The organism is Streptomyces chlorus (assembly GCF_042655885.1).
GTDB lineage: Bacteria > Actinomycetota > Actinomycetes > Streptomycetales > Streptomycetaceae > Streptomyces > Streptomyces chlorus.
Genome location: NZ_JBHSOA010000008.1, coordinates 19,804 through 37,417 on the forward strand (window position 1 = coordinate 19,804; position 17,614 = coordinate 37,417).

Below are 17,614 nucleotides of genomic sequence, written 5' to 3' on the forward strand. Positions count from 1 at the left end.
GTTCGGGGTCCTTTCTTCCTGAGCCGGTCGCGCGGGGTGGTGGGGTGGATGAGGGGGTGGGTGGCGGCGTGGGGTCAGCTCTCGCGCCGCCTGGTGCCGGCCCGCAGTGCCTCCCGCAGGGTCCGCACGGTCCAGCCCTCGCGCAGCGCCCGCCGGACGAGGTCCGCCTGCGAGGGCGGGGCCATGCCGTCGACCGGCGGGTCGTCGTCGAGGTTGGTGGGGAAGGGATAGCCCTCGGCGCTCGCCGCGATCACGTTCTCCTGCCACTGCTCGCCGGCGCCCTCGGCCCGCGCCTTGAGCAGTACCGGGTAGACGGCCGCCGTCACGGTCTCGCGGTCCACCGTCTCCATGGCACGCCCGAACGCGGAGGACACCTGGAGCAGGTTGGCCATGCGCCGGATGCCCGCCGAGTGGTTGGCGCCGGCGGCATGGAACAGGGCCGGATTGAAGAAGACCGCGTCGCCCTTGGTGAGCGGCAGTTGCACGTGGTGTTCCTCGAAGTACTCCTGGAATTCGGGGAGCCGCCAGGCGAGGTAGCCGGGCCCGTACTTCTGCGAGTGCGGCAGGTACAGCGTGGGACCGGACTCGACGGGCATGTCGCAGTGCGCGACCGCGCCCTGCAGGGTGAGCACGGGGGAGAGGCGGTGCACGTGCGCCGGGTAGGCGGCGGCGACCTCGTTGGAGAGGAAGCCGAGGTGGTAGTCGCGGTGCACGGTCTGGGCGGCGCCGCCCGGGTTGACCACGTTCACCTGGGAGGTGACCTGGTAGCCGGGGCCGAGCCAGGCCGCGGACACCAGGGCGATCACGTCGTTGGCGTAGTAGTCGGCGAAGGCCTGCGGGTCGTGGAGGGCGGCCTTCTCCAGGGCGTTCCACACCCGGTCGTTGGCGCCGGGCTTGGCGAAGTGGTCGCCGGCGGTGGCACCCGTGGCACGCTGCTGGGCGATCAGGGCGTCGAACACGGCGGTGGCCCGGTCCACGACCGCCGGGTCGGGGAAGGCGCCCCGGACGACCACGATGCCGGGGCCGTCGGTGAGGGCGCGCACCAGCTCGGCCTGAGCCTCGCGGCGGTCCGCGAGGGCGAGCCGGTCGGCGTCGTAGAGCAGCACGTTCCGTTCCACGGCGGCCGCGAGCGGGTGGGCGGCACGGTCCGTGGTCCGCTCGACCAGGGCACGGAAGGCGTCCAGGTCACAGTCCTGCTCGGACAGCCAGGACCGCTGCTCGGCGGACGGCTGGACCGGGGTGGAAGCGGTGGAGAAGGACATGGTCGTCCTTTCGGGTCACGTTTCGGGTCAGCGGGGGACTCGGCTCTGTCATTCTTGTCAGTACAAAGCCTTCGGGCAACCAGCAGCCAGCCATCAAAAACCCCTCAGGATTCTCAGGAGCCGGTCGTATGGGCCATCCCTTCCCGATCAGGGAAATCGCACGTCAGGCAGGGTTGAGCGAGGCCACCGTCGACCGGGTGCTCAACGGCCGGGGCGGAGTACGGGACAGCACCGCGCAGGAGGTGCGCCGGGCGATCGCCGACCTGGACCGGCAGCGCACCCAGGTCCGGCTGGTCGGCCGTACGTTCATGGTGGACATCGTGATGCAGTCGCCCGAGCGGTTCTCCACCGCCGTGCGGGCCGCCCTGGAGGCCGAACTGCCCACGCTGCACCCGGCGGTGGTCCGCTCCCGCTTCCACTTCCGCGAGACCGGCCCCGCCGACGGACTGACCGGCGTCCTCGACCGGATCGCCCGGCGCGGTTCGCAGGGGGTGATCCTCAAGGCGCCGGACGTCCCGGGGATCACCGAGGCCGTCGGACGGCTCGCCGCCGCGGGCATCCCGGTGGTGACCCTGGTGACCGACCTGCCCACCAGCGCCCGCGTCGGCTGCGTCGGCAGCGACAACCGGGCGGCCGGCGCGACCGCCGCGTACCTCGTGGGCCAGTGGCTGGGGAAGCGGCCCGGCAATGTGCTCACCAGCCTCAGCAGCGGATCCTTCCGCAACGAGGAGGAGCGCGAGATGGGTTTCCGCAGCACCATGCGCGCCCGCCACCCCCGGCGCACCCTCGTCGAGATCGCCGAGGGCCAGGGCCTGGACACGACCCAGTACGACCTCGTCCGGGCCGCCCTGGACCATGACCCGGACATCCGTGCCGTCTACTCGATCGGCGGCGGCAACATCGCGACCCTGCGTGCCTTCGAGGACGCCGGGCGGGAGTGCGCCGTGTTCGTGGCCCACGACCTCGACCACGACAATGCCCGGCTGCTGCGCGAGCACCGGCTGTCCGCGGTGCTCCACCATGACCTGCGCCATGACCTGCGCGAGGCCTGCCACATCGTGATGCGCGCGCACGGCGCCCTGCCGCCGGCCGGCCCCACCCTCCCCTCCGCGATCCAGGTGGTCACCCCCTACAACATGCCGCCCGGCACGGTGGCCGGGTGACGGCTCGCGGTGAAGGAGCCGCGGCCCGGGCGTGTATCCCGGTCCGGCGGGCCGGGGCTGCCTAAGGGCTGTCCGGTAATCCCTGGCGGGCGCGCGACGCCGGCTACGGCACCTCGCCGCGTTGTCGGAACGTCCACATACATTCAGTATGCGGACGCCCCTCCGCCTTGCGATGCACCGCATCCGACGCCGCGCGCTGGTCCACCACGGATTACCGGACAGCCCTTAGGGCCTGCCGGAAATTAACCTGTGGGTTTTGAGACTTGAACCCGCAGGCCAGCGCGCCGCTCGCCCACATGTCGTTCTCCGACAGGCCCTTACCGTCGTGCGCATGAGGAAACCGACCCCGGAAGGCGGGCCCGAGCGGCTGGTGACCCTCGCCGACGGCGTGTTCGCCATCGCCATCACCCTGCTCGTTCTGGACCTCTCCGTGCCGCAGGGACTGAGCCCCGAGGAGTACCACGACGCCCTGCGCGAGCTGCTGCCCAACCTGGGCGCCTACGCGGTCAGCCTGGTGGTGCTGGCCGGCTTCTGGCGCGAGCACCGCGCGATCTTCCGCACCGTCCGGCAGGTGGACGGACAGGTGATCTCGCTGACCGTGCTCGGCCTGGGCATCGCGGCACTGCTGCCGTTCCCGACCGCGCTGATCTCGGAGTACGGCGACGAGCGCGTCTCGGCGGTCATCTACTCGGCGGCGGTCGCCGCACTCGGCGGGGTCCATCTCACGCTGGCCGTCCTCCTCGCCAGACGCCCCTGGCTGCGCGGCGACGCGGCCCCGGCGCGGGACGAGAAGCTCTCCATCGCCGACCTGGGCTCGACGGTGGCGGTGTTCCTCGCGACCATCCCGCTGGCCCTGGTCGTCGGGCCCGCCGCCATGTGGTGGTGGCTGGTGCTGGTGCCGCTGAAGGTCTGGCTGGGCCGCCGGGAGAGCGCGGCCTGCTGAAACGTCACGAGGAGGCGTCCACCGTCACCCAGGACCCGCTCTCGGCCGAGCGCACCATCGCGTCCAGTACGGCCGCGCTGCGCACGGCGTCGGTGAGCGTGGCGCCGTACGCGGTGTCCTCGGCGACGGAGCGCAGGAAGCGGTGGGCCTCGATGACCTTCAGGTCGTCGTAGCCCATGGCGTTCGCCGCGCCCGGCTGGAACGCGCCGAACTCGCCGTCGCCCGGACCGACATGAACCGTGCTCACCGGCTGGTCCTGGTAGGCGGTGCCGCGGCTGACGCCGAGTTCGTTCATCCGCCGGAAGTCCCAGAACACGGCGCCCTTGGTGCCGTGCACCTCGAAGCCGTAGTTGTTCTGCTCGCCGACCGAGACCCGGCAGGCCTCCAGCACCCCGCGCGCGCCGGAGGCGAAGCGCAGCAGGCAGTTGACGTAGTCCTCGTTCTCCACCGGGCCGAGTTCGCCGCCGGCGGCGCGGGAGTGGCCGGCCGTGGCGCCGGCCGGGCGGGCCCGCTCGGGCAGGAAGATCGCCGTGTCGGCGGTCAGCGAGGCGATGTCGCCGAGCAGGAAGCGGGCCAGGTCGGCGCCGTGCGAGGCCAGGTCGCCGAGCACTCCGCTGCCGCCGCGCTCCCGCTCGTAGCGCCAGGTCAGAGCGGACTCGGGATGGGCGGCGTAGTCGCTGAACAGACGGATGCGGACATGGGTGACGGTCCCGATGTCGCCGGCGGCGATCAGCGCGCGGGCCGCCTCGACGGCGGGTGCGTTGCGGTAGTTGAAGCCGACCGCGCTGCGGACGCCTGCCTTCTCGACGGCGTCCGCCACCGCGCGGGCGTCGTCGGCGGTGAGACCGACCGGCTTCTCGATCCAGATGTGCTTGCCGGCCTCGGCCATCGCGACGCCGATCTCACGGTGCAGGAAGTTCGGGGCCGTGATGCTGACCGCCTGGATGCGCGGGTCGGCGGCCACGTCGCGCCAGTCGCGGGTGGTGCGGGCGAACCCGAACTGCGCGGCAGCCTCCTCGGCCCGGCCCGGCACCTCCTCGGCGACCGTGATCAGTTCCGGGCGCAGGGCGAGCTGCGGATAGTGGTGCGGCACCCGCGCGTACGCCTGGGTGTGCACCCGCCCCATCCAGCCGAATCCGATGACGGCGACACCGAGCGTATCCACCATGAGAGCCCTTCCTCGGACCGTTCCGTACCCGGATCGTTCCCTGTTCTGTCCATCCTTGTCCAGACAAACCTTGAGTGTGCACGGGTGAGGGTGTCAAGGAGCGGACCGGGTGGGCAGTACTTGTCCGCAATGGAGCGAACGAAATTGTTGACCATTATGTCTGGATGAGCCTAGGGTCACCAGGCACCCACTCAGGGGAGAGCGACGATGCCCGACCAAGGCCGCCCGAGCACCGGAGAGCAGGCCAAGCGGCATGCCTTCGCGCAGCTGCGACAAGCGATCCTGCGCGGCGACATGGCGCCGGCCCAGCGGCTGGTGGAGAACGAGCTCGCCGAGCAGTTCGGGGTGACCCGGGCCAGCATCCGGGCCGCGCTCATCGACCTGGAGGCCCAGGGCCTGGTCGAGCGGATCCGCAACCGCGGCTCACGGGTGCGGGTGGTGACCGTGGAGGAAGCGGTCGCCATCACCGAATGCCGGATGGTGCTCGAAGGGCTGTGCGCCGCCAAGACCGCCGCCACGGCCGACGACGCGCAACTGGACCGGCTCACCGAACTGGGCACGGCGATGACCAAGGCCGTGGCCGACGGCGACCCCCTCACCTACTCCCAGCTCAACCAGGAACTCCACACCCGCATCCAGGAGTTCTCCGGTCAGCGGACGGCCGTGGCCCTGCTGGACCGCCTCAACGGCCAACTGGTCCGCCACCGATTCCGGCTGGCGCTCAGGCCAGGACGCTCGCAGCACTCCCTGGTCGAGCATCTGGCCATGATCGAAGCGATCAGGGCCAGGGACCCCGAGGCGGCCGAGGCGGCCGTCCGCGCCCACCTCACCAGCGTGATCGAGGCCCTGCGCGGCTGACCGGACCGTCCCCGAGTCCCCGTCCAAGCTCTTGGAGGTCCCCGACGGCCCCGCCGCTCGGCGACCTCGCCCACCTCGGACACGTGCAGCTCTTCACCCCGGACCTGGACGCCGGCGTCGCCTTCTTCACCGACTACCCGGGCCTCACGGCCAACGGCCAGGACGGCGACACGGTCCGGCTGCACACCTTCGATGACTACGAACAGCGCAGCCTGGTGCTCACCGCCTGCGAGCGGCCCGGCCTCGGCCGGCTCGCCCTGCGGACCTCCAGCGAACAGAGGCCCTGCACCGCCGGGCCCGGGCGATCGAGGAGGCGGGCGGATCCGGCCGCTTGACCGAGGACGAACCGGGCCTCGGCAAGCTGTACGTCACGACCGACCCGGACGGCCACGAACACGCCCTGTACGGGGAGGGCGAGCACTACCGCGCCCCCGACGAACCGAAACCCGCGCTGAAGAACCAGCCGCAGGCCAAACCCGGCCGGGGCGTGGGTGTCCGGCGGCTCGACCACGTCAACTTCCTCGCCGCCGACGTCCTCGCCAACGCGGAGTTCCGGCAGCGGGTCCTCGGGGCACGCCCCACCGAACAGGTCCGGCTCGACAACGGCCGGATCGCGGCCCGCCGGCTGACGTACACGCACAAGTCGTACGACGTCGTCCACACCGAGGACTGGACGGGTTCGAACGGGCGGCTGCACCACGTCGCCTTCGCCACCGACACCCGCGAGGACATCCTGCGCGCCGCCGATCTCGCCGTCGTCACCGGGGTGTTCATCGAGACGGGGCCCCACAGGCACGCGACCCGGCAGACGTTCTTCCTCTACATCTACGAACCGGGCGGCAACCGCGTCGAGTTGTGCAACCCGCTCACCCGCCTGCTGCTCGTGCCCGACCGGCCGCTGATCACCTGGACGGAGGCCGAGCGGACCAAGGGCCAGGCATGGGGACTGCGGACCACCGCGTCCTTCCACACGCACGGCACCCCACCGGTCGACACCGACGCCCAGGCCGACGGTGTGCCGCGAGGCGATGCCACGGGGTGACTCCTGCGGAGACCCGAAAAACAGGAAGGGCTCCCGAGGGCTGCCCGGGAGCCCGACGCGGCCGGGCTGGGAGTCACACGGCCCGAGCCGCGGTCGTGGACCCCCGCGCCCTCCGGTGCCGGGCCGCCTTCCGTATGCGGTACTGTTGACCTGCGTGATCACGCGGTACGCCGCGCGGAATGCATCGGGACGTGGCGCAGCTTGGTAGCGCACTTGACTGGGGGTCAAGGGGTCGCAGGTTCAAATCCTGTCGTCCCGACGGTGCAAGAGGGCTTCGAGCCCAGGTCAGGGCCTTATTTCACTTCGGTGAGGCAGGGCCCTCGATCGTTTTCGGGGGTCGTCGTCTCACGATTTCTCACAAGCGCTGTTGATCAAGGTCAGCCGAGCAGTTCGGCCACTGCGGGCGGTGCCATCAGAGATCTTCACCAGTCGTGGCGGCGTACCGTGGCAGCGTGGCAAACGAAGACCTGGGACGGACCCTGCGCCGCTTGCGCCGTCTGGCCTCCTTGACGCAAGAAGAGTTGGCCGAACGCTCCGGCGTGTCCGTCGATGTGATCCGCCAGCTCGAACAGCGTCGGAAGCACTCGGCGCGCCTGCCCACACTGCACGCACTGGCCAACGGTCTCGGCGTGGAACTGACCACGCTCCTGGGCGACCCGCCTGCGGTCTCCTCCACAGGAGAGAACGACGGACCACGCTTCGTGGCCGTACGCCGTGCCATCATGCCCGTGCTCTGGGGGCCGGAGACGGAGCCGCCAGGGCCTGACTTCTCGCTGGACCGTCTCCGCGAGCAGATCGCGGACGGCTGGACGCAGTACCACGCCGCAGAGTTCGACACGGTGATGAAGGCGCTGCCGGACTTGCTCTCTGATGCGCGCACCGCCACGGCTTCGGGCAACGACGACGACCGCGGGGCCGGTTTCGCAGCCCTGGGCAAGGTGCTTCAGCTCGCCGGACACGTTGCCGTGCGGATGGGCAAGACCGACCTTGCTCTGACGAGCCTGGAGCGCGCCATGGACGCTGCGGGACAGTCCTCCGATCCGCTGCTTCTGCCGATGATCGTCAACTCCACGGCGTGGACCTATCAGCGGCAGGGTCGCCTGGAGGATGCGTTGAGCATTGCCCTCCGCACCGCCGACGACATGGTGAACGCAGGCCGTGACGAGACAGCCGACGGCCTGAAGGTGTGGGGAGCGCTGACCATGAGCGCCGCCACGTCGGCCGCGAGGAGCGGCGACTACGAGCGTGCGGCGACGATGATGGAGGCGGCGGAGAAGGAAGCCGCCCGAGTCTCGAAGCTGCCCGACGGTGGCGACCATCGTATGGTCAGTGTCTTCAGCCCCTCGTCGGTCCGCATTGAACGTGTCCGCCTCGCTGTTCAGTACGGTCACCCGCGGGACGCCTTGGCATTGGCCAAGGGAATGCGGCTGAGCAAGGACACCCCGCCGTCCTGGCGGACGTGGCTGCTGCTGGACGTGGCCCGAGCCCACACGGACATCGGGGACGCGGCCGGGGCGGTGAAGACCCTGGAGTCCCTGCGCCGGGTGGCGCCGACGTGGATGCAGCACCACACGTTGGCCGTGGCCATCGTGCGTGACCTGTGGGCGCTGCCCAACCATCCGCCGGGGCTTCGACCGTTGGCAGAGTTCCTGGGAGTCAGCGAATAGCGTGCTGAAAGTGGGACGTTGCGTCCCTGTCAGCGTTCCTGGCATGTCGCTTACATAAGAGGACAGCGCCCCGGCGACCGCGCGAACGGCCCCCGGGCTCGGCCGATCTGAGAGAGCAGACCGACATGCCGCAACCTGCAACGCGGGCGCGTCCCACCGGCTGCCCCGGGTACAGCGAGACCCTGCCGTGCGAGCCGGAGAGCGCCGCCACCGCGCGCCGCTTGGTGCGCGTCGCGCTCGCCGTCTGGGGTTTGGACGACCTGGCCGACGACGGCGCTCTGATCGTCTCCGAGCTGGTGTCCAACGCCGTCCGGCATGCTCGGAGGGAATCCATCCGGCTTACCGTCGATCGGCCCGGGGCGGCCCGGGTGCGCATCGGTGTCGTGGACTTCTCGAGGGTGCCCCCTGCGGTCAAGGAGCCGGACGACGAGGGCGAGGGCGGGCGTGGCCTCGCACTCGTGAATGAGCTGGCCGTTCGCTGGGGCACCGAACTGCTGCCGTGGGGCAAACGGGTGTGGGCAGAGCTGCGGGGCGGTGAGGATGCGTGAGCGGCGATTGGACGGTATCTCATTCACTGGGGGGAGCAGGGGGGCCGCAGGTTCAAATCATGTTGTCCCGACTTGTGAGAGTCGCAGGTCAGGGCTGGTTCGGAGACATCCGAACCAGCCCTGACCATACTTGGGGGCCGGCGCTCTTGACCGGCGTCAGCGGGTGGGAGTGCGGCGCACCCCCGGGCACAGAACCCGTCGCCCTACTGGGCAAGCGACTTGGCCCGCTTCGGCGTACGGGTGGCCATGTAGAGGGCCACACCCCAGCCGATGAGCGATGCCCCGAAGGCGACGTTGATGAGGAGGATCAACCACCGGTCTTTCGCACCACGCGCGAATGCCAGGTACGAGGGCAGCAAATAGATGACCCCGAGGGCCACCCCGACCAGCACTATCAGCAGATTGTCCATGTTTCAGCACACTCCCATGATCTCCATCGTGTCACTGCGCACTTTAACGGGGCGAGGCACACGGGTGTCGACGGAGACCGGCGACGGTTCCGGCGCGTCAACTGCCGCCCGCCGAAAGAAAATCGGCTCACGGTGATCGTGCGTCGACGCGAAAAGGCCCTTGGGTTTCCGGGGCTTGAGACCTGCCGTCCGTACGGGGACCCGCTGAACGCTGAAGACCCTTCGCGCACAGGCCCGTACCGCCTGATCGCCGGCCCCGGGGTAACCGGTCGCCGCGGTCCCGGACGTGGCGTGGGCCGGAAGCCGGTCACCCTCCCCCGAAGGTGACCGACTCCCGACCGCTCCCCCGGCGCCGGACAGTGGTCGTGGCGTCCGTGTTCAGCGGACCGGTGCCGCTACCAGCACATGACCGCGGTCTCGCCCGAACCCCGCGCGGAGTAGAGGCGGATCCGGACGTAGTAGCGGCGGCCCTTGACGAGCCGGACCGCGAGGGCCGCGTTGCGCGGGGTTCCTCCGTCGTCGTGCCCGGCGAGGTAGCGGGGCTCCCCGGCCCGCTCCTCGAACAGCACGACGACCAGGTCGCCGTCGCCGAAGGTGCCCACCGTGTAGTCGCGGGTCTCCACCGGGTCGATGTGGAAGTCGACCTGTTCCCCGGGGCCCAGAGCGAGTGGCACCGAACGGAACGGCACCAGCGCGGGCGGGCCGGGCCGTTCGGCCGGCGGATACCAGCCGAGGGCGAACTCCTTGTCCGCCGCGGACAGCGTGCCGGGCGGATGGACGCCCCCGCGGAACTGCTCCGGTTCCAGTATCAGACCCGGCGCGAAGGCGTACCCCATGATCGAATCGGCGTCCCAGACGGGCCCGTTGACCTCGTTCGCGTCCAGCTTGCGCAGGATGTTGTGGTGCGTCCGTTCCCGTCTCCAGTGGTTGGGCGGGCCCGCCAGCTCGGCGTACACGGCCTCGTCGTCCCAGTGGAGACCCGCGCAGGGGCTCTGGTGCTCGTGCAGCATGCCCAGGGCGTGGCCGATCTGGTGCAGGGCCGTCGCGCGCTCCGCGGGCTCGGTCAGGTCCCAGCCGAAGTTCATGGTGCGGTCGTGCAGACCCGTCAGGAGCGCCTCCTTGCCCACGGCCGACCAGGAGCCGCCGCCGGACTGGAAGCCGATGCGCAGTTCCGCCTCCGAGCGGTCGCGGACCTCGGTGAAGGCGAGCCCGATCCCGAGACCCTGCCACTCGGCGAAGCACTCGCGCACCACGTCCTGCTGCGTCTTGGTGCCGCCCCACGACACCCACCGGGTCCGTTTGGTCCCCGGCACGGGAATGACCGACCCGTCGGTGTCGCCGCGGAAGAAGCAGTAGTGCAGCACGGTGCCGTTGACCCACATCCGCCGCCCGGCGGTCAGCGCGCCGAGCCGCTCGGCGGCGAGCCCCGGCGTGAAGGCGGGGGCCGGCTGCCGCGTCAGCGAGCAGTAGCGAGGGGGCATGGGGGAGAGAGTGCCCCACGGACGGCCCCCGGCGCCTGAGTCGGGGCCTACTCAACTCGCCCTGTATCAGGCGTGAGTATCCCCGCTCCTGTTGATGTGACGACTTTGCCGGGGAACACGATCACGCCGTACACGCCGTTCCGGCCCCACGAGAGGGAGGAGACGCCGTCCATGAGGGACTCGGTGGCGTTGGAGCCCTTGCCGCTCTGGCCCTTCACCGGCAGGGAGGACGAACTGCATTTGGTCCGCCGGTCGTTGGCCGGAGCCCGGCGTGGCCTCGTGGTGACCGGACCGCCGGGCCGGGGCAAGACCCGGCTCGTCACCGAGGCCGTCCGCGGCACCGACTGCGCCCGGGTCGCCGGAATCCCGCAGGCCCACCGGATGCCGTTCGCCGCCTTCGCCTCTCTGCTGCCCGAATCGGTCACCTTGCACCGCGCGGTCCAACTCCTGTCCGGAGTAAGGACCCTGCTGGTCGACGACGCCCACCTGCTCGACGACTCCTCCGCCGCCCTGGTCCATCAACTCGCCGTGCGGTCGGACACCCGGCTCCTGATCGTCGTCACCGACGGAGCTCCCGTACCCGCCGCGGTGTCCCGGCTGTGGACCGGCGAGCTGCTGTCCCGCCTGCCCCTGGGGCCGCTGCCCCGCGAGGAGACCGCACGGCTGGTCACGGTGGGCGCGGGCCGGATCCCGGAGCCCCTCACCGTCAACCGGCTGCACCGCCTCGCCGGCGGCGACCTGCGGCTGCTGCGCGAACTCCTGGGGGCACTAAGGGGACACGAGGACCTCACCCGTGTACCGGGCACGGACGAGTGGGCCTGGCGGGGCCCGGTGCCGCTCACACCGGCCGTCCGCGAGCACACCGCCCACCTGCTCACCCGTACAGGCCCCGGCGAACGCGAGACGCTGGACCGTCTGGCCTTCGCCGAACCCCTGCCGGTGAACCTGGACGACCCGACGGGACCGGAGGGCCCGATGGACCCGGTCGTCGGCCCGGCGGGCCCTGACCCCCTCGACCTCGCAGCCCTCGAACGCCTGGAGGACGACTGCCTGGTCCACGTCGACGACCAGGGCGCCGTCCGTCTCGCCCACCCCCTGCACGGCCCCGTCCTACGGGCCGCGGCCGGCAGGCTGCGGGCGCGACGGCTGGCCCGCGCACCCGAGGAGTACGGATCCGCCCTGGAAGCCGAGGCCGCTGCCCTCACCGCGCTGATCGGCCAGGCAGACGTCCGGACCGTCCCGGCGCCCGTGGGGGACTGGCTGGTGGCGGAGGGTGTCCCGGTGCCCGCCGGGTACGCGGCACTGCGGGCCCGGTACGCGCGGCTGCGGGGCGAAGTACGGGAGGCCGCCGCATGGGCCCGCGAGGGACTGGGCACGACGGCCTCCGCATTCCCCGGCTCAACCGGAGTCGGAGTCGGAGTCGGAGTCGGAGCTGAAGCCGGAGTCGGAGTCGGAGTCGGAGCCGGAGCCGGAGTCGAACTCGCCCTCACCGAAGCCCAGTCGGCCGCCCGCACGAGCGGTCGGCACACACCCCACGCCCCTCACGACCCCTATGACGCCGTCCGCCTGGGCACCCCCGAGCGGGCCGCCGGGCGGCTCACCGGTGTCTTCGCCGCCCACGCCGACGCCCTCGCGCGCGCCGACGGTCCCGCCCTGGACCGCGTGGCCGGGGAACTGGAGCGGCGCGGCTTCCTGCTGTTCGCGGCCGAGGCGCACGCCCAGGCCGCCGCTGCCCACCGCGACCCGGGCGCCGCCCGCACCGCACGGACGCGTGCCGTCGCCCTCGCCCGCCGCTGCCAGGGTGCCCGCACCCCGGCACTCGCGGGTCTGGTCCTGGGCGAACTCACCGCACGGCAACGGCAGATCGTCACCCTCGCCGCCAGGGGCCTCAGCAACCGGCAGATCGCCGAGCACCTCACGCTGTCGGTCCGCACCGTCGGCAACCACTTGTACAGCGCCTACACCCGCCTCGGTGCGAGCAACCGCGCCGCCCTGCCCCGGCTGACGGAACCCTGGCTGACTGACCCCCGGCTGATCGAACTCCGGGAGGCCCAGCCCGCCTGACCCGTCGTACTCCGGGCCGGGGGCCGACCGCTTGGCTCAGGCCGCGCCGAACGCCGAGAACGCCCACCCGGTGGCCCGGTGCACCGTGTCGCCCGGCAGCGAGGCCCGCGCGTCGCGCAGGGCCTGGGCCAGGGACAGCCCCGCGTCGAGCCCCTTGTGCAGCGCGAGCATCAGCGGCACCACCGCCGCGTCGTTCACGGGCGCGCTGCACGCCACCACGCCCGCCGTGCCGAGCGGCAGCAACGCCGTGACCAGGCCCAGGAGTTCGTCGGCTCCCACACTGGCGAACCGCGCGGTGTCGCAGCAGGACAGGATGATCCGGTAGGGGCTGCGGTCGAGCCGCTCGAAGTCGTGCACGATCAGCGGCCCGTCGGTCATCCGCAGCGAAGAGAACAGCGGTCCGTCCGCGCGGAACTCGCCGTGCGCGGCGATGTGCGCCAGCTCGGCCCCGTCCAGTTCCTCCAGTACCCGCTCCACCCTCGCGTCGTCCTCCTCCAGGACCCTCGCCCCGCCGTACCGGCCGGCGAGCTCCGGCACCTCCGCGCCACCCGTCGCGAGCCCGGGGCCGCGCACCAGCACCTGCCGGCCCCCGGGCGGCGGCGCGGTCTCCCGCGCGCGCAGCCAGCCGCTCGCCGACGGCGACACACTGAACACCCGGTCCCGCAGCGACGGCAGCAGCGCCCACGGCACCCGGTGCAGCCGCCCCGGTGGTACGACCACCAGCGGGCCGGTGCCCAGATGCGCCGCCGCCGGACCCAGCAGCAACTCCTCCAGACGCCGGCCCGCGGCCTCCACCACCGGCAGCCGCGCATCCGCCCCCGGATGGGCGAGGCGCCGCAGCCCGGCCTGCACATGCTCGGCCTCGGTCTCCGCCGCGGCCAGTGGACCCGCCTCGAACCGCCGTACCCGTCCCTGCCCGCACAGCAGCACCTGCACCCGCCCGTCGAGCACGGCGAGTTCCACCAGCTGGACGTCACCGCTGTCACTCAGCCGCCGCAGCAGCCTGCCGACGTCGAACCGGCCCCCGACGTCGAACCGGCCCCGGCCCTCGGCCGCCGTACCGCGCACGTGCAGGGTGCGGGAACGGATCTCCCGCTCCAGGCGCCGCTGTTCCCGCTCCAGCGCCGGCACGGCCCTGCCGTCCATCCGGGCCTCCTCCGCGCGGGCGGCGATCTCCCGGTAGGCGGTCATGCCGCGGAGCAGAGCCGGGTCGGCGGGCGGCCGGGTGGGCGGCGTGGACAGCGCGGTGGCCCGCCAGCGTTCACTCCACACCAGCAGCCGCCGCGGCCCGCCCGAGACCAGGCTCGCCCGCTGAGCCAGAGCGGCCAGCTCCGCGCCCTGCGCGGTGGCACGGGCCCGCAGCTCCGACGCGCCCAGCGTCATCCGGTGGTCGTCGAGCACGTCGAGCCCTCGCCGGCAGGCCTCCAGGACACCTCGCGCGGACCCGGCCGCCTGCGCCCGCAACGCCTGCGCGGCCCAGCCCGTCAGCCGCGCGAGCGGAGGCCCGCTGCGTCTGCTGCGGGCGGCGACCGCGAGATGCCGCTCGGCGTCCGCCGTCCAGCCGAGGTCCAGCGCGATCCGGCCCGCGAGCAGGGACGCCTCCGGCGCGGCCGGCGCGCCCAGCGCGGCCAGCCGGTCGGCCACCGTCGCCGCCTCCGCGACCAGCCGCCCCGAACCGCGCCCGGCCGCGTGCCGCGCCTCGATCAGTACCAGCCGCGCGTGCGTCTCCCACCAGGCGCGCCGCTGCCCCGTGAACAGCCGTACGGCGAGCGCCGCGCGGACGATCGCCGTCTGCGGATCGTCCGCCAGCCGGGCAGCCCGCGCGGCGGTCAGCAGCAGCTCCGCCTTGCGAGTGGACTGGCCGCCGATCCCGTCGAGCGTCTTGACCGCCGCGTCCGCCGCCGTCAGCGCCTCGGACGCCAGTCCCGCCGCCATCAGCACCTCGCAGCGCCGGATGTCGAGCATGAACGTCGGCGTGCCGAGCTTGGCGTAGCGTTCCTCCGCCTCGTCGAACAGTCTGAGCGCCGCCGGAATGTCACCGGAGCGGAACGCGGCGAGACCCCGGCTCTCCACGGCGTCCGCCTTGTCGTGTTCCTGGCCCGTGGTGTCCCACAGCGACTCCGCCGCGGTGAAGTCGGCGTTCGCCTGCTTCACCGCACCCAGCGCCAGATGCACCGTCGCGCGCAGGGTCAGGGCGCGCGCCGTCCAGATCACGTCGTCCACCTGCCGCAGCACGGTGATGGCCCGCCGTACGTCCTCCAGCGCCTCCTTGTGATGCCCCAGCACCCACCACGAGTAGGCAAGCCGGAACAGCACACGCGCGCGGGTGTGCCCGGTACCGCGCTCGACGCCACGCCCCAGGGCGTCCAGGCCCTGCCGGGTGCGCCCCGCGTGCACCAGCGCCACCCCGAGGGTGCCCAGGACGTCCGCCTCCCGCTCGGCCGAGTCCGCGCGCGCCGCCCAGTCCCGGGCACGGCGCAGATGCGTCAGGGCCAGCCGCATGTCGCCGAAGTCCCGCTGCCAGATGCCGATCACCTGGTGGGCGACGGACGCGTGCAGCGGCGTGGGACGGTCGCCCAGCACTTTTTCCGCCCTCGCCAGGGCTTCGCCGGGGTCGGCGAAGACCATCGGCAGCAGCTCCAGCACCGATTCGCTTCCCGCTGTCACTCCATGGATGGTAGTGCTCCGCAACCGTGCCTCACAGGTGCGATGTTGTATCAAAGGGCCGCCCCACGACTCTGATTCACGACGTACCGTTCACCGACTGCACGGCCCGGCACCAGCTCCGCCCGCACCAGCTCCGCTCTACGACAGCTTCCGCGGCCTCGGCCGCCATCGCCCCGGTGGAGGACACGCCATGGCACCACAGCGATTCCGTGAGCAGTACGACCAGATCCAGCGCTCCATGCCCGACGTCCCCCTGGCGATCGGCCCGGACGACGCGGGAGAGTTCCTCTACGAGAAGGGCGTCGTGCTCGCCCGCGACGGCGAGGAGGCGCGCCTCGTCGAGGACACCGTGCGCCGGCACTTCACCACGTTCGCGGGCCTGACCGCCGATCATGTGCGCCGGACGGGCCCGGAGACCAACCGTTCGGGCATCACGCGCATCCAGGTCGCCGACCCCGGGCAGGGCGACGGCAGCGGCGACCTCGCCGTCGCGGGCGCCCTGCGCGCCCTGCGGGAGCCGGAGGGCCGCACCGGCCGACGGCTGGTCAGCCGCAACCACGTGGTGTCGATCGCGGTCAACGCCTGCCCCGGCGACGAGCCCGTGCCCGTGGAGGCCGGCGCGCAGCCCAACCCGGCCGTCGCCGACGGAGCCCACAACCCGGACAGTGCCGTCGGAGTCCTCGTCATCGACACCGGCCTCATGAACGACTACCGGTCCTACCCGCTCCTCGCCCACACCCAGGGCGACGCCCAGGTCGAGGAGTGCGGGGACGACGGCATCCTGAGGCAGTACTGCGGCCACGGCACGTTCATCGCGGGGCTCGTCGCGGCCGTCGCCCCCAACACCGACATCACCGTCCGCGGCACCCTGAACGACGCCGGTGCCATCCTGGAGTCCGAGTTCGGCGAGAAGCTGTTCGAGGCCGTGGACCAAGGCGGCTGGCCCGATGTCATCAGCCTCTCCGCCGGCACCTCCAACGGCCGCACCGACGGACTGCTCGGCGTCGACGCCTTCATGCGGGAACTCCGGCAGCAGCGCACCCTGCTGGTCGCCGCCGCCGGCAACAACTCCAGCGCCACCCCGTTCTGGCCCGCCGCCTACGCCGGCCTCCCCGGCTTCGAGAACGCCGTCCTGTCGATCGGGGCCCTGCGCGGCGACGCCGAGTTCGGCGCCTGCTTCAGCAACCACGGCGCCTGGGTGAAGGCCTACGCTCCCGGCGAGCGCCTCACCAGCGCGCTCACCGGCTTCGAGACCCCCGTGCCGTACGTCTACCAGCACTCCACCTACGACGCCTGCCGCTACGGCTTCGGCTACGCCTGCACCTGCCGGCACCCCCGGCACACCGGCGTCCTGAGCGACGAGGGCGGCTCCGGCAAGCCGGACCAGGTGATGTTCGAGGGCCTCGCCCAGTGGAGCGGCACCTCGTTCGCCACTCCCGTCGCCGTCGGCATGATCGCCGCCCACATGACCGCTCGGGCCGAGAACGACCCGCGCAAGGCCCTGACGCAGCTGATGGACGGGAACAGGGAGGTCGCCGAGGTGCGCGGAGCGAACGTACCGGCACTCATCCCGGCCACCTGGAGTCCCACGCCGGTCGCGCTCCCCTCCACCCGGACATGAGGTGCGGAACCGCCCCCTCCACCCGGACATGAGGTGCGGAACCGCCCCCTCCACGGCGTACGATGACGTGCCGTACACGAGGGGTGGGGCAGTGGACCGTAGTGATGTCGGCGCGTTGGTCCAGTCCGCCGTCGGCGGTGACGCGGCGGCCTGGAAGTCGATCGTGGAAGGGCTGGGCCCTCTGGTGTGGTCCGTGGTGCGCGCCCACCGGCTCTCCGACGCCGACGCGCACGAGGTCTACCAGACGGTGTGGTTCCGCTTCGCCCAGAATCTGGGGCGGATCCGCGAACCGGAGAAGACGGGCGCCTGGCTGGCCAGTACGGCGCGGCACGAGTGCCTGAAGGTGCTCAGGAACGCGCGCCGGCTGACCCTGACGGACGACCCGCAGCTGCTGGACCGGATCAGCGAGGACGGCACACCGGAGCAGTCGCTGCTGGAGGCGGAGGAAGCCGCCGCCCAGAGCGAGCGGGTACGGCGGATGTGGCAGGAGTTCGAGGAACTCGGCGACCGGTGCAGGCAGTTGCTGCGCGTGCTGATCGCCTCGCCGCCACCCAGCTATCAGGAGGTGTCCGCCGCGCTCGGTATCGCGGTGGGCAGCATCGGGCCCCTGCGCCAGCGCTGTCTGCGCCGACTGAGGGCCCGGCTCGAGGCACGGGGGGCGATTTGAACCCGCCCCCAGTTGAAGCAGGGGGATTCCTGGCTCAGGAAGCCCCACAGGTC

13 protein-coding genes, 1 tRNA gene and 1 pseudogene are annotated in these 17,614 nt (G+C 72.0%); 10 read left to right on the plus strand and 5 right to left on the minus strand.

All coding sequences use genetic code 11. The features are described from left to right. Window positions 1-74: 74 nt before the first annotated feature. Window positions 75-1,262, minus strand: coding sequence for a phytanoyl-CoA dioxygenase family protein (locus ACFPZI_RS03925; RefSeq protein ID WP_381358247.1), 1,188 nt, complete (start codon window positions 1,260-1,262; stop codon window positions 75-77). A 128-nt stretch (window positions 1,263-1,390) separates the two neighbouring features. Here ACFPZI_RS03925 and ACFPZI_RS03930 point away from each other — a divergent pair, with 128 nt between their 5' ends. Together ACFPZI_RS03930 and ACFPZI_RS03935 are read left to right on the plus strand one after the other, a co-directional pair. Next, complete coding sequence (locus ACFPZI_RS03930) at window positions 1,391-2,425, plus strand: LacI family DNA-binding transcriptional regulator (RefSeq protein WP_381358250.1); 1,035 nt, start codon at window positions 1,391-1,393, stop codon at window positions 2,423-2,425. Between the two features lie 331 nt (window positions 2,426-2,756). Then, window positions 2,757-3,368, plus strand: a complete 612-nt coding sequence (locus ACFPZI_RS03935) for a TMEM175 family protein (protein WP_381358253.1) — start codon at window positions 2,757-2,759, stop codon at window positions 3,366-3,368. 4 nt (window positions 3,369-3,372) lie between these two features. On the opposite strand, the gene ACFPZI_RS03940 is transcribed toward ACFPZI_RS03935, so the two are convergent. Next, on the minus strand, window positions 3,373-4,536 hold the full coding sequence (locus ACFPZI_RS03940) for a Gfo/Idh/MocA family protein (protein WP_381358255.1): 1,164 nt from the start codon (window positions 4,534-4,536) through the stop codon (window positions 3,373-3,375). A 207-nt stretch (window positions 4,537-4,743) separates the two neighbouring features. On the opposite strand from ACFPZI_RS03940, the gene ACFPZI_RS03945 reads away from it, so the two are divergent. The 5 genes and pseudogenes from ACFPZI_RS03945 (at window position 4,744) to ACFPZI_RS03965 (ending at window position 8,651) form a co-directional block, all read left to right on the plus strand. Continuing rightward, the gene (locus ACFPZI_RS03945) at window positions 4,744-5,394 is read left to right on the plus strand and encodes a GntR family transcriptional regulator (protein ID WP_381358257.1); all 651 of its coding nucleotides are present in this window, start codon (window positions 4,744-4,746) and stop codon (window positions 5,392-5,394) included. Continuing rightward, window positions 5,391-6,436: pseudogene (locus ACFPZI_RS03950) on the plus strand (VOC family protein). The gene ACFPZI_RS03945 and the pseudogene ACFPZI_RS03950 overlap by 4 nt, the downstream one beginning before the upstream one ends. A gap of 185 nt (window positions 6,437-6,621) precedes the next feature. Continuing rightward, window positions 6,622-6,695, plus strand: a tRNA-Pro gene (locus ACFPZI_RS03955). A 193-nt stretch (window positions 6,696-6,888) separates the two neighbouring features. After that, on the plus strand, window positions 6,889-8,103 hold the full coding sequence (locus tag ACFPZI_RS03960) for a helix-turn-helix domain-containing protein (RefSeq protein ID WP_381358390.1): 1,215 nt from the start codon (window positions 6,889-6,891) through the stop codon (window positions 8,101-8,103). A 125-nt stretch (window positions 8,104-8,228) separates the two neighbouring features. Further along, window positions 8,229-8,651, plus strand: coding sequence for an ATP-binding protein (locus ACFPZI_RS03965; protein ID WP_381358259.1), 423 nt, complete (start codon window positions 8,229-8,231; stop codon window positions 8,649-8,651). A 203-nt stretch (window positions 8,652-8,854) separates the two neighbouring features. Here the strand turns inward: ACFPZI_RS03965 and ACFPZI_RS03970 are convergent, their stop codons facing one another. Continuing rightward, complete coding sequence (locus ACFPZI_RS03970) at window positions 8,855-9,061, minus strand: superinfection immunity protein (RefSeq protein ID WP_381358262.1); 207 nt, start codon at window positions 9,059-9,061, stop codon at window positions 8,855-8,857. Window positions 9,062-9,456: 395 nt separating this feature from the next. Beyond that, window positions 9,457-10,542 (minus strand): beta-glucuronidase AbsR1, encoded by a 1,086-nt coding sequence (absR1, locus tag ACFPZI_RS03975; protein ID WP_381358264.1) that lies wholly within the window; start codon window positions 10,540-10,542, stop codon window positions 9,457-9,459. A gap of 171 nt (window positions 10,543-10,713) precedes the next feature. Between absR1 and ACFPZI_RS03980 the strand changes: the two genes are divergently transcribed. Further along, window positions 10,714-12,606: a helix-turn-helix transcriptional regulator gene (locus ACFPZI_RS03980; RefSeq protein ID WP_381358266.1), complete on the plus strand. Its 1,893-nt coding sequence runs from the start codon at window positions 10,714-10,716 to the stop codon at window positions 12,604-12,606. Window positions 12,607-12,642: 36 nt separating this feature from the next. Here the strand turns inward: ACFPZI_RS03980 and ACFPZI_RS03985 are convergent, their stop codons facing one another. After that, entirely contained in the window at window positions 12,643-15,234 is a 2,592-nt protein-coding gene (locus ACFPZI_RS03985; protein WP_381358393.1) for a CHAT domain-containing protein, read from the minus strand. A 229-nt stretch (window positions 15,235-15,463) separates the two neighbouring features. Here ACFPZI_RS03985 and ACFPZI_RS03990 point away from each other — a divergent pair, with 229 nt between their 5' ends. Next, window positions 15,464-16,894, plus strand: coding sequence for a S8/S53 family peptidase (locus ACFPZI_RS03990; RefSeq protein ID WP_381358269.1), 1,431 nt, complete (start codon window positions 15,464-15,466; stop codon window positions 16,892-16,894). A 28-nt stretch (window positions 16,895-16,922) separates the two neighbouring features. Further along, the gene (locus tag ACFPZI_RS03995; protein ID WP_381358271.1) at window positions 16,923-17,561 is read left to right on the plus strand and encodes an RNA polymerase sigma factor; all 639 of its coding nucleotides are present in this window, start codon (window positions 16,923-16,925) and stop codon (window positions 17,559-17,561) included. Window positions 17,562-17,614 lie beyond the last annotated feature (53 nt).